At 33.6% G+C, this 13,716-nt stretch carries 10 protein-coding genes; 7 read left to right on the forward strand and 3 right to left on the reverse strand.

Features of this window, described 5'->3' with window-relative positions:
* The 4 genes from ACW2QF_RS11915 to ACW2QF_RS11930 form a co-directional block, all read left to right on the forward strand.
* On the forward strand, nt 1–311 hold a 311-nt coding region (locus ACW2QF_RS11915; protein ID WP_455716226.1), incomplete at its 5' end, for a hypothetical protein.
* A gap of 60 nt (nt 312–371) precedes the next feature.
* Entirely contained in the window at nt 372–1,499 is a 1,128-nt protein-coding gene (locus ACW2QF_RS11920) for a hypothetical protein (protein ID WP_455716227.1), read from the forward strand.
* A 136-nt stretch (nt 1,500–1,635) separates the two neighbouring features.
* Nucleotides 1,636–2,871 (forward strand): right-handed parallel beta-helix repeat-containing protein, encoded by a 1,236-nt coding sequence (locus ACW2QF_RS11925; RefSeq protein WP_455716228.1) that lies wholly within the window; start codon nt 1,636–1,638, stop codon nt 2,869–2,871.
* Nucleotides 2,868–4,724 (forward strand): right-handed parallel beta-helix repeat-containing protein, encoded by a 1,857-nt coding sequence (locus ACW2QF_RS11930; RefSeq protein ID WP_455716229.1) that lies wholly within the window; start codon nt 2,868–2,870, stop codon nt 4,722–4,724. Before ACW2QF_RS11925 ends, ACW2QF_RS11930 begins: the two co-directional genes overlap by 4 nt.
* A 45-nt stretch (nt 4,725–4,769) precedes the next feature.
* On the opposite strand, the gene ACW2QF_RS11935 is transcribed toward ACW2QF_RS11930, so the two are convergent.
* From ACW2QF_RS11935 to ACW2QF_RS11945, 3 genes are all read right to left on the reverse strand, one after another.
* Nucleotides 4,770–6,032 (reverse strand): HlyC/CorC family transporter, encoded by a 1,263-nt coding sequence (locus ACW2QF_RS11935; RefSeq protein WP_455716230.1) that lies wholly within the window; start codon nt 6,030–6,032, stop codon nt 4,770–4,772.
* A gap of 61 nt (nt 6,033–6,093) precedes the next feature.
* On the reverse strand, nt 6,094–7,185 hold the full coding sequence (locus ACW2QF_RS11940) for an HD-GYP domain-containing protein (protein WP_455716231.1): 1,092 nt from the start codon (nt 7,183–7,185) through the stop codon (nt 6,094–6,096).
* Nucleotides 7,186–7,316: 131 nt separating this feature from the next.
* A complete protein-coding gene (locus tag ACW2QF_RS11945) occupies nt 7,317–8,945 on the reverse strand; it encodes an ABC-F family ATP-binding cassette domain-containing protein (protein WP_455716232.1) in 1,629 nt (542 codons plus the stop codon).
* A 239-nt stretch (nt 8,946–9,184) separates the two neighbouring features.
* On the opposite strand from ACW2QF_RS11945, the gene ACW2QF_RS11950 reads away from it, so the two are divergent.
* From ACW2QF_RS11950 to ACW2QF_RS11960, 3 genes are all read left to right on the forward strand, one after another.
* A complete protein-coding gene (locus tag ACW2QF_RS11950; RefSeq protein ID WP_455716235.1) occupies nt 9,185–10,981 on the forward strand; it encodes an ABC-F family ATP-binding cassette domain-containing protein in 1,797 nt (598 codons plus the stop codon).
* Between the two features lie 104 nt (nt 10,982–11,085).
* Nucleotides 11,086–13,110, forward strand: coding sequence for an alpha-amylase family glycosyl hydrolase (locus ACW2QF_RS11955; protein ID WP_455716233.1), 2,025 nt, complete (start codon nt 11,086–11,088; stop codon nt 13,108–13,110).
* A partial coding sequence (locus tag ACW2QF_RS11960; protein WP_455716234.1) for a TraX family protein occupies nt 13,061–13,716 on the forward strand: 656 nt, incomplete at its 3' end. The genes ACW2QF_RS11955 and ACW2QF_RS11960, both read left to right, overlap by 50 nt.

Here is a 13,716-nt window from a genome sequence, read left to right on the forward strand (position 1 = left end):
GGGCTTTCTTTATTACCTTTTCGCTTACCTCATCATTTAGAGAATATTTTAAAATGGATGAACTGCAAGAGGATTTAAGCCTTGATCCTTTTGGAGAAGCGAACAATAGTAATGAAAATGAGATAGAACAGATAAATAAAGACTATAAAAAATTACTAGAAAATATGGTTGTAAAAAACAAAGGAAAAGTTAAAAAAGATATCAATGGTAAGTCTCTAAAATGCACGGAATATAAGGCAACTATTTTAAGTGAAGATATTATAACCTTATACAAGGATTTTACTGAACTTGGTATAAATGAATACTATTAAGAATTTGAAGAAGTACTTAAAAATGACATAGTATTTACTGTTTATGTATATAACAAGAAGATGGTTGCTTTTGAAAGCTCCTATGAAATGGAAGCAGAAGGGGAAACAGCTACACTTATAGCAGATTTTGATTTTAGTAAATCAAAAATTGCCGGAACAATTGATATGAAAAATTATGCTACTTCGGACACAGTAACTATGTTATTCGAGAACGATATCACAGATACAGAATCTGATGTTAATCTTACATTAAAGAAAAATGATGAATCATTAGGAACTGCATCTCTTTCAACTAAACTTGATGGAGAAAATATATCAATTAATGGTGAAATCCTTTCTGCTGATACACAAGATGCAATCGTATCTCTTAAGTGCGAAGGAAGTTTATCAGATGTTAAAAAAGGAAAATCGTATTCATTAAATTTGGATAGTATCGAGTTTAAAGTAGCCGATCTTATAACTTTTGATATGTCAGCAGAAGTGAATGTGAATACTGATGGTACTATAGAAATTCCAGATTCTAAAGAGTATACAAATCTCTTTGACATGACTACGGAAGACATTGAGGCATTAATAACTGAGATACAAACGAATGGATTGGAAAACGAAGCTCTATTGAATTTGGTTATGTCCATCATGAATGAATATCAATCAACGACATCTTCAGGCTATGACTACGATTATGGTGATGATTATGACTACGACGATATTGATGATGATGATAATGATTATACTGATTATACTAACCCTTTGGATAATGATGAGGATGATACTATAATTAGCTTTGAAAATTATGAGGGAAGTAAATTCAAACTTGTATGTAGTGATAAAACAGCAAAAATAGATAATTATACGAACTTTTCAACCCTCAGTATGAATGATGGAAATTACTCTGTTTCTATCAGTGGAATGGAAGCTACTAATGAGGAAGATGCGATTGATGGAGCAATTGAGTATTATAAAGAATCATACGATACAGAAATATCGGAGCTCCAAACCTATAAAGGATTTAATTATAAGATAATGTCATATGAATATGAAGACTATACATTTACTTCTGGTAATGCAGTAATCAAACAAGGAGATTCTTATATTTTTATTAGTATTAATGATTATAGTTATGATGAGAAAGCGAATATAGAAGATGCAGTAAAATACGTATTAGACAACATATCTCTTGCAGAATAATTAGTTTCAACTGAGATAGAATCCTTAATAGTATATGGTCACCCATTGTCTACTCACTAAATAATTAAGTAAAAATAGCCGATGTATATCTTAGAAGGGGATATCCCTTCTAAGATAAGGCAAGGATGTGAAGAGTATGGATATACTAGATTATTTAAAAAAGAAAAACAAAGACACAGCTGAACAAATACATCCATATGCACATAAAGATAATGCTTTCAAGTACAGTTATTGTTTTGGACTCGGTGTGTTAGCTTATGGGACGATTAAAAGTATGAAAGAGTTGTTAGGTGAATATCAGAGGATACTAATTAGTATAAATCTTCCATCTTCTTATATCGGGAAGATAGTTGGAGATATTAATGATAATTTCGATTATAAAATAAATGATGTATTTACAAAACTTGATACCAAAGAAAAGCAGTATACTTTTACAGCAGATTTATTAAAACTATGTAATTACTCATTATGGTCTGAGGATTATGCAAAGAAGGTATGCCAGAATTATTTTGCAATATTTAAGTTTACCAATGAAGAAAAAGAATTTTTCTTACAGTATAATGAAGCTGCATGTAAGAAAAATACAAAGGAAGCAATTCGTCTCTACCACAAATTCAATAAAGACGGGTACAATGTTAGTTATAAACTTTTAAAGTACATCTGCGAAGATATCCTTATTGAAGATACCTATGACAACCTCATATTGAACAAAGGGGAAAAGTTTATCATAGATAAACCGTCTAAGATTCATGGTCATGTTGCAGTTACAGGCGGAGCAGTATTAATTATTAAAAACTGTGAAGTTAGAATTAATGGTAGCATAATGGTAGATGGAGGAAGAATTGTATTTAATACGGTTAAGTTAACAGTAGAAGACTGTAATAGTGATACATTGATCCATATAAATAATACGGCGAAAGTAAATGTGAGTTCATTAGAATTAAACTGTAATTTCAAATGTGGGGCCTTTTGGCAAAATAGAGGGTGCTTAACAATTAATAATTCTACCATAGCGAATACGGATTTGGCACCAGCGATACGTTTTACCGGTGATTCGCTTATTATGAATGAAACAACGCTTGCGGATTGCTTAGCAGGTGGTGTTCGAGTGAAAGAAATGGGACGATTAGTGGTTGATGATTGTGAGTTTTATCACTGTGAGGAAGAACATGGAGGAGCAATCTATTCTAATTCCTTATCAGATTCGGAGATTACTAATTCTAGATTTACCAATTGTAATGGTAAGTATCTAGGAGGGGCAATCTACTTTGTTTATGAAAAATATGGACAAAGAGTCAGTCGTTGTGAATATAATCATTGTTCGCCAGAAGATAGCATTGTATTTAATGCGTGTGAGGAGGAACGACCATGATTCAAACAGACTTATTAACCAAATTCAATCGTAAGAAAAAATCATTCCTATCTCCAAAACACCCATTATTTGTAGAAGATATCGAGTATAAGACAGTATATTGTGCGGGAATATTCGCTCAAGCAGGACTTAATAAATCAAATAGTACCCTTACTAATTATGAATTAGAGCGACTTATGGTGAAAGGTCTAGGACTTGAGCCTAAGCAGATTGCTAAAATCATTCGCCTTGCAACAGATGGAACAAGATTAACAGATCAATTACTGTGGAGTATTAATGAGCCTTTAAAGCAATATCTGTTCCTTATGGATTTGATTCTTGTGGGCTTACGTAAAGAATCGCTTTCAGAGGAAGAGCAAGAGTCAATCGAACGGTACCGCGCTTTATTCCATGTGCCAAATGATATATTTAATGTACTAAGGCAATTTACTCAAGCTACTTATGAGAATAACATGGAACAATGCATTCAATTATTTGGTACTATGAGAAAGATGGATATACCTTTAACTATGACAGAGCTTAAGTATTATATGCCTGATATGGAGTATATCACAGATATTGAAAACAAATCAGTAATACCTGGTAAAGAAACTCGCATAGTCGATGCTTGTATTGTTAAAGATAAACTTATTGTCCCTAAAGGTGGAACGTTAGTGCTAGACCACGCTGTTATTTACCTTCACGGTACTATAATAGTAGATGGAGGAACTTTAATTATTAAGGATACGACCATTATTAATAAATCGGATATGGGTAATACACTTATAGAAGTGAAGAGTTATTCAGAAGTTACGATAATTAATTCAATAATGGATTGTCGATATATTGGAAGTGCTATTAACCAGAAGAATGGAAATTTGACAATAGTAGATTCTAAAATCTATCATGCAACTAAGGATAGTGCAATAAAGTTCTGGGGAAATCAAATAGAGGTAAATAACTGTAGTTTTCACAAATGTTATACTACCGAGAATGGAGCTGCAATTCAGATTCAACAAGGGCATGGAAGCATAACCAATTCTACCTTTAAAAAGTGTGAGGCTAAGAACGGTGGAGCTGTTTACATTGGATCAGAAGAAATTATGATTACATGTTGTTCTTTCAAGCTTTGCTATGCTTTAGACCACGGTGGAGCTATTTTCTATAATAATGAAGTGAAATCAAATGTTATGGACTGCCAGTATATTGAATGTTATCCACAAGGTGAAGACCTGATTCAGTATATTCAGGGTCAAACTGAAAGAATAATTGATAAGGAGTACAAAATTAATATAGCAACTATATTAGATGTGCCTCTAGTAGTAAGCGAATTAGGAATCCTTAGTTTTCATAATGCTTTGGTTTATTTAAGACAACCAATTCAAAGTAAGGGTATATTGGAATTTAAAGGATCAAAAATAATTGCTGATGAATTAAAAAATCGCGATATGATCAATATTAGTCGTTCAAGAGGATGTTTAATTGATAGCTCAGAATTTGACGGTAGAGCAAATAACTCTATATTCCATGCGACAGGAAGTAGAATGGTAGTGGTACATTCAGTTTTTCGAAATGTTAAGAATGGACGTGCCATATATGATGCTATGGAACCTAAGATATCAGATACTATTTTCACTTATTGCCAAGATGGAGCGATATATTCGTGTGCAGGAGAAATTAAGAATTGTTTATTCATCAATTGTAGGCAAAAGAGTGGTGCTGGAATCATTATGTATGGCTCTAGAGGCGAAATAAAAGAGTGTAGATTTGTTCGTTGTGTTTCTGAATATAGTGGTGGTGCTATAGATAAATCAGGTGGTCATAGAATAGAAAAATGTGAATTTAGAGAATGTAAACCAGATAATATAGCTTAATAAATGGGGTGTCGTACTAAGAATTAGTGCGGCACCCCATCTTACCTATTCTACAGTAGGTAATACAACAATGTGTACTTTATCAATACGATTCTTATCAACTGCATCTACCGTATAGATTACATTATCATCTTCTACGGTTTCTCCTTGTACTGGAAGATGGTCTAATAAGCCGATTATATGGCCTGCAATTGAATCATAATCATCTGATTCAATGTGGAGACCAATGACTTCATTAATATCATCAAGTTTGGTATTACCATCAGCTACAAATTCATTATCTTTAATGCATTGGATAGAATCTTCTTCATCGGAATCATATTCATCACGAATATCACCAACGATTTCTTCAATTAAATCTTCTATTGTAAGAAGACCAGCAGTTGCACCGTATTCATCTAATACGATAGCAAGAGGAATTGATTCTTTTTTCATTTCAATGAATAATTCGGAAGTCTTCTTATACTCATACGTGAAGTAAGGATCTCTCATGATATCCTTCAAACAGAAATCTTCTTTCTTATCTTGATAGAAAAAGACATCTTTTAGGTTAACGATACCAACAATATTGTCCCTAGTATCCTGATAAACAGGCATTCTAGTGAATTTCTCGATAGAGAAAGCAGCAACAAGCTCATCATAAGTAAGGTCGATATCTGCAAATTCCATATCAATACGAGGTACCATTACATCTTTCGCAAGTGAATCACCAAAATCCACAACATTGGTTATCATTCTACGTTCTTCACTTTCAATTATACCTTCTTCATGACTTACATCAACTATAGTACGAAGCTCATTTTCCGTTATGGAAGAAACTTTTTTATTCGGATCAACACGTAACAACCGAAGTAATGATAGTGAAATTAGATTCACGATATAGATAATCGGTGTTAGTAGTTGGGTCAAAAAGTAAATAGAGCCTGCATAATGTAGAGAAAGTTTCTCTGCATGAATAGTTGCTAATGTTTTTGGTGTAATTTCACCCAAAATTATGATCAAAATAGTAAGGATACCAGTGGCTACACCTGCACCAACACTTCCATAATGATTCATTGCTAGAGATGTAGCAAGTGAGGAAGCGGATAGGTTAACGACGTTATTACCAATTAAGATAGCACTGAGCATCTTAGAAGGATTATCAATTAGTCTAGCAACTGTCTTAGCGCCTTTGACATTCTCTTCAGCAAGACTACGAATACGTAATTTGTTTACTGTTGTTAATGCAGTTTCAGCTGATGAGAAAAAGCAAGATAGAAGTAATAGAATAAGTAAAATAATAATCTGCGTGACATCACTCGGGTCCAAAGTATCATCTCCATTTTATTTAGTATAGTTTGTGTTAAATTTCATCTTCAATTATAATTAACTAAAAAATCTTAGTTATAGTTATGTTATGTTTCTTAGATAAATCGACAACTGTATCTTTCACCTTAACGACAGGTTTAGATAAAGCGTTTTTATTAAGTAGGATAATTTCCCCTACTCTACCATCACTTAATTGAACGGTATTTTTAATATACGCTTGGCCAATTCGTTCTAAGAAATTAACAAGGATTTTTGCGTCGTATTTTTGATAACCTTCATCCTCGAATAGACGTATAACCTCGAATGGACAAAGAGCATCACGATAGACACGTTTAGAAGTCATTGCATCATAAATATCAGCGATAGTAACTATCTTAGCAAATTCACTAATATTATCCCCTTTTAACGCAGAAGGATAGCCTGAGCCATCACATCTTTCATGATGTTTTAAAATTGCTTCTTTAATACGTGAATCAATGTCTTCATTTTTGACTAAATCATATCCCATAATAGGATGCAACTTCATCAATTGGAATTCTTCGTCTGTTAGTTTATCTGGTTTTTTCAAGATATGTTCAGGTATCATTAACTTTCCGATATCATGTAGTAGACCAGCTAAAGTAAGTACTTCTATATCTTCATCCTTATAATCCATCCAATGACCGATAACATTACAGATTAATGCAACGTTTAGTGAATGTGAGTATGTGGAATCATCATAGTCTTCAATATTGTGTAACATATCGAAAACGTTAATAGTTGTATCACTCTTACTTAATAATGTATAAGGTTCTTTTGTTAAATTTTTCAAATCCAAGACACCAGTTTTATTAACAAAAGTAGTGATATCAGATTGAAATTGAGTTACATTTTCGCTAAATGATTTCTTGAAATCCTGAAATCTTTTGCTATTTTTAATTCGTTGAGAGTACGTATCAATATTGATAACTGGTGGAGCTGGCTTTACTTCTGGACGAATCTCTTTATCATATATATTGATTTTCATAACAGAGTAAAAGCTTAGCATTTCTTTAACCTTGTTATTAATTTCAGTTCCCTCAGAAATTAATAATTGTCCTGATGAATTAAAAACATCTTTTGATATATACATCCCATTTTTAGCTTGGAATGTAAAAATAGTACGTGACTTCAATAACAAAACCTCCCTATCTACACTAACACCAAATCCTTTTGTTTTTTTTGATAAGTATCACTTTGTCCCTTGAGATTCAACTTATCATTATAGCTAATCAGCTACCAGCTCTTAATGAGCTGGCCGCATGTTTAGTCTTCATCTGTAGGCATGTTCATAACTTGACGTTTTCTAGCTAGTTCATCATTATCAAGATATTCATCATATGTTGTGATTTTGTCAATTAATCCAGTTGGAGTAATTTCCATAATACGATTTGCAATTGTTTGAATAAACTGATGATCCTGTGATGTAAATAACACCACACCAGGGAATTTAATCAATCCATTATTTAATGCTGTGATGGATTCCATATCTAAGTGGTTTGTAGGTTCGTCCATAACTAATACGTTAGAACCTAGAATCATCATTTTTGAAAGCATACAACGTACTTTCTCACCACCAGATAACACGTTAACTTTTTTAACACCTTCTTCACCAGCGAATAACATTCTTCCAAGGAAGCCACGAACATAAGTAACATCCTTTTCCGGTGAGAACTGCATTAACCAATCTACAATCATCTCATCTCCAGAGAAGTCTTTTGTATTATCTTTAGGGAAATAAGAATGATTAGTAGTTACTCCCCATTTGTATTCTCCTTCGTCTGGTTCCATCTCACCAGTAAGGATTTTGAATAGAGTAGTAGTAGCTAAAGTATTAGGTCCAACGAAAGCTACTTTATCTTCTCTTCCTATCATAAAGGAAATATTATCAAGTACTTTTACACCATCAATAGTCTTAGATAAGTTTGTAACAGTAAGAACTTCATTACCGATTTCTCTCGATGGTCTGAAATCGATGTAAGGGTACTTACGGCTTGATGGACGAATATCATCAAGTTCAATTTTTTCAAGTGCTTTCTTACGAGAAGTTGCTTGTTTTGATTTAGAAGCATTGGCACTGAATCGTTGAATAAATTCTTGTAATTCTTTGATTTTTTCTTCTTTCTTTTTGTTAGCTTCTTTCATTTGTTTTACCATTAATTGGCTTGACTCATACCAGAAGTCGTAGTTACCTGCATATAATTGAATCTTAGCATAATCAATGTCAGCAGTATGTGTACAGACTTTGTTTAAGAAGTAACGGTCATGGGATACAACGATAACTGTATTTTCAAAATTAATTAAGAATTCTTCTAACCAACGAATAGCATCGATGTCAAGGTGGTTAGTAGGCTCATCTAGTAACAGAATATCTGGGTTACCAAATAATGCTTGAGCAAGTAATACTTTGACTTTCTCACTACCAGTTAATTCAGACATTAATTTGTAGTGTAATTCGTTATCAATTCCTAACCCGTTTAATAGAGTAGAAGCATCTGATTCTGCTTCCCAACCATTTAGCGTAGCAAATTCACCTTCTAATTCACTTGCTTTAATACCATCTTCTTCAGTGAAATCTTCTTTCGCGTAGATTGCATCTTTTTCTTTCATGATGTCATATAATCTTTTATTACCCATGATAACAGTGCTTAAGACATCAAATTCATCGTATTTGAAATGGTCCTGTTGCAAGAAGGATAATCTTTGTCCTGGTGTAATAACAATATCACCTTGTGTAGGTTCAATCTGTCCTGAAAGTATTTTAAGAAAAGTAGATTTACCAGCACCGTTGGCACCGATTAATCCATAACAATTTCCTTCGGTAAACTTAATATTAACTTCTTCAAAAAGAGCACGTTTACCTAATCTTAGTGTTACATTACATGCTTGTATCATAATTTAAAAACCTTTCTATGTTTTCCTTACTAGTTTTTGCGTTTCCTATCAGTTTAGCTGAATTAAGCCTTGATAAAAATGAATATTTATTCTCAGTCTCTATTTTACCGTATATTTATCATTTTGCAAGTGTTTTTTGTTTCATATAGGGATGGCGTACCTATTTTGGGGATTGTAACAACTTATCTCATAAGCTATAATAGGATTTAATGAAAAGCAAAGTGAAAGCGAGTAATAACATGAATTTGTTAACAATAGATAAAGTAACCAAAAGCTATACAGACAAAATATTATTTAAAGAGATTTCTCTTGGAATTCAAGAAGGAGATAAAATCGGCGTAATCGGTATTAATGGTACTGGTAAATCAACCTTATTAAAGATTATTGCAGGTATTGAAGAAGCAGATACAGGGGAAGTTACAACTGGAAGAAATATTAAGATTGAATATCTTGCTCAACAACCTGAATTCGATATAGCAAAGAATATTCTTGAAAATGTAATGCTTCAAGATCAAGATTCACACGAGAAGGATTGGAACAAAGAAGCAGACGCCAAGGCCATGTTAGATAAATTAGGTATTCGTGATTATGATGGTAGAGTTGATGTGTTATCTGGTGGACAAAGAAAACGTCTAGCACTTGTGCGAGCAATTCTTAATCCAGCAGACATTCTTGTACTTGATGAGCCAACGAACCATTTAGATAATGATATGGCAGAGTGGCTTGAGAAATATCTAAATCAGTACCGTGGAGCGATAATTATGGTTACTCATGATAGATATTTCTTAGATATGGTAACAAATCGTATTGTAGAGATTGACAACGGGAATCTCTACAGTTATGTTGGGGGATATTCTAGCTTCCTTGAATTAAAAGCACAAAGAGAAGAGATGGAACTTGCAACAGAACGTAAGAATAAGAGTTTATATCGTCAAGACCTTGAATGGATGATGCGAGGTGCCAGAGCAAGATCTACAAAACAAAAGGCCCATATTGAACGTTTTGAGCAATTACGTGATAGAGAGAAGCCAAAAGAAACTGCAACTGTCGAGATGAATTCAGTATCTTCAAGACTAGGTAAGAAGACAATTGAATTACATGAGGTTTCCAAAGCTTATGGGGACAAGATTTTATTTCGTGATTTCACCTATATATTCCTTAAAAACGACAGAATTGGAATTATTGGAAAGAATGGTTGCGGTAAATCCACCTTATTAAAAGTAATCAATGGAATTGTGGAACTAGATTCTGGTTATGTAGAGATTGGAGAGACTGTTAAAATTGGTTATTTCTCGCAAGAGAATGAAGAGATGGATCCAAATATTAAGGTTATTGACTATATTAAGAGTGTAGCGGAGTATATCACTACCAATGAAGGTAGTATCACAGCATCTCAGATGTTAGAAAAGTTCTTATTCACAGGAGCTATGCAGTATTCGTTGATTGGTAAGTTATCAGGTGGTGAAAAACGCCGTCTTTACTTATTATATATATTAATGAGTGCACCAAATGTTTTAATTCTTGATGAACCGACCAATGATTTAGATATTCAGACATTAACAATACTTGAGCATTACCTTGATACATTCCAAGGTATCGTAGTAACCGTATCCCATGACCGTTATTTCCTTGATCGTATGGTTAGCCGTATCTTTGCCTTTGAAGGAGATGGTATCGTTAAGCAATATGAAGGTGGATATAGCGACTATCATCTAGCGAAGGGCGATGATGTTACTGAGGAGATGAAACCAGAAAAACCTAAAGAAGAGAAAAAGATTTATCAAAAAGATCGTTCTAACCAAATTAAATTCACATATAATGAGCAGAAAGAGTACGACACAATCGATGATGATATCGCTAAGTTAGAGTCAAAGATTGAAGAAATTGAAGCAGAAATGGTCAGTAACGCATCTAATTATGGAAGATTAAATGAATTAATGAAGGAAAAAGAAGAACTTGAAAATCAACTAGAGGTTAAGATGGAACGGTGGATGTATCTAACAGAACTTGCACAGAAGATTGAAGAGAGTAAGTAGGTAAGCACTTGTAAAACTCTTCTCCGTTCATAAACAATATAAGTGTATGGACTACAAAGAGTTGTGCAAATGCTTAGAAATTCGTAATAGTAAGGAGACTAAGTATGAAGCAATTTAGGGTTAGAAAAGGGAATCCATTACCACTAGGAGTTACAAAAGAAGAGGAGTCGATTAACTTTGCGGTAGTAGCGCCAAATTGTGAAATATGTAAACTTGTGCTGTTGCATAAGAAAAATCAAAAGAAGAATCAAATCGTAATAATTCCGTATGAATATCGTACAGGAGATGTATATTCTATTCTTATAGAGGGCTTACCATATGAAGAATATGAGTATGTGTATGAAATAGATGGACAGGTTATTGTTGATCCCTATGCGAAGATTATTGTAGGAAGAGAAAAGTGGGGAGAACACAGTCATTATTTTGATGCCTACGCAGTGCGTGGTGGGTTTGCCTTTCATACATTTGATTGGGAAGAAGATGCACCTCTTGAGATTCCATATAAGGATTTGATTATCTATAAGATGCATGTTAGGGGCTTCACGAAACACAGCTCTTCGAAAACTGGAAAGATGGCAGGTACGTTTAAAGGAATTATTGAAAAGATTCCTTATCTGAAAGAACTTGGTATTAATGCGGTACTTTTGATGCCTATTATGGAATTTGACGAGATACTTATAGAAGAAAACTATATGCGTGCTCCTGGTGCACATGACAAGAGGGAAGAGAACAATTACGAGTTTATCAACATTGCAAAAGATGAAGGTTCATATCGTGAGACGATGCTAAATGAGATGTATGTTCAGGGGGGGAATACGAAAGAGAAGTTTCGTATTCCATACAGAATCAATTATTGGGGATACAGCAAGAATAATTATTACTTCGCACCGAAAGCCTCATATGCTTACGAACCATCTAATGTAGTTAATGAATTAAAGACAATGATTAAGGAGTTACATCGTGCTGGAATTGAAGTTTTGATGGAGTTTAATTTTACACAGGACTTTACACAACAGTCCATTCTTGATTGTTTATATCACTGGTATTTTACCTACCACATAGATGGATTTAGTGTGAATAATAATGTAGTATCTACTAATATACTATCATCAGATCCTGTGTTATCACATACGAAATTCTTAGCCACTTCGTGGGAAATAAGCAAAAAATATACAGATAGCAATCACAGACCGTATAAGAATCTAGCTGAGTACAATGATGGTTTCCTTGTAGATGCAAGAAGATATCTTAAGAGTGATGAGGAACAAGTGAATGCGTTTGCATATCGTGTAAGAAGAAATCCAGCAGATCATGCAGTGATTAATTACATAACAAACAATAATGGTTTTACACTCATGGATCTTGTTTGTTATGATGTTAAGCACAATAATGTAAATGGTGAAGAAAACAAGGACGGAACAGATTATAACTACAGTTGGAACTGTGGAACAGAAGGAAAGACTGGTAAGAAGAAAATCAAAGAACTTCGCAGACAGCAGATAAGAAATGCTTTGGTTATGTTATTGTTAAGTCAGGGAACACCTATGATTATGATGGGAGATGAGTTTGGAAATTCTCAAGAAGGCAATAACAACGCGTATTGTCAAGATAACGCTATCTCTTGGCTTAATTGGAATAATAGAAAACAAAATGAAGATATCGAAAGTTTTGTCAAAGAATTAATTCAACTTCGTAAAGGACAAGGAGTATTTGGAAGAGAGCAGGAATATCGTATGATGGATTATCAATCATGTGGATGTCCAGATATGTCATATCATGGGACGAAAGCTTGGTATCCTGATTTTTCATACTATAGTCGTGTATTTGCTGTTATGTATTGTGGTCGCTATGCGTCAAAAGAGGATAACAAATTAGATTCCTATCTTTATATAGCATATAATATGCATTGGAAAAATCATGAGTTTGATTTACCACAATTACCAATGGGGCTATGTTGGGAGGTATATATCGACACAGCAAGAATGGAAGAGAATCATATACGTGAGAATAACCGTTTCGTTCAAGTTGCTCCTCGTTCAATTGTTATATTAAGGAGTGAGATAGGAAAGGAGGAGCCTTGTGAGCGTATTTGTATTAAAGGTAATAGCGATACTAGCAATGTTCATTGATCATATTGCAGCAGTATTTGTAGACGATAGTACTAAGCTGTATTTGTTAATGAGAGGCTTTGGTAGAATTGCGTTCCCAATCTTTTGTTTTCTAATTGTAGAAGGATATTTCCATACAAGAAATGTGAAGAAATATATGTCTAGATTGGCTGCATTTGCAATTATATCAGAGATACCATTTGATTTATGTTTTTATAAAGAGTTGTTTTATTGGCAACACCAGAATGTATTCTTTACTTTGCTATTAGGACTTGTTGCAATCTATGCAATAGAAGAGTTAAAAAAACGGTATTCAGCGTCTTACCCGAAAAGTGTAATATCACAATTCGTAGTAGTTATGCTTGCAATGACAGCTGCCTGGCTTTTATGCACCGATTATAATATGTTAGGAATCTTAATCATCATGGCATTCTATATAAATCGAGGAGACAGGATACAGACTGCAATATCATTTTTTATAGTAACTATTTGCTTAGGAAATGTGCTACAACTTCTTTCCGTATTGGCACTGATTCCAATATATATGTATAATGGAAAAAAAGGACCAAGTATGCGTTATGTATTCTATGTGTTCTATCCAGGGCACTTGCTGATATTGTATGCAAT

This window comes from Anaerosporobacter sp. (assembly GCF_965301125.1).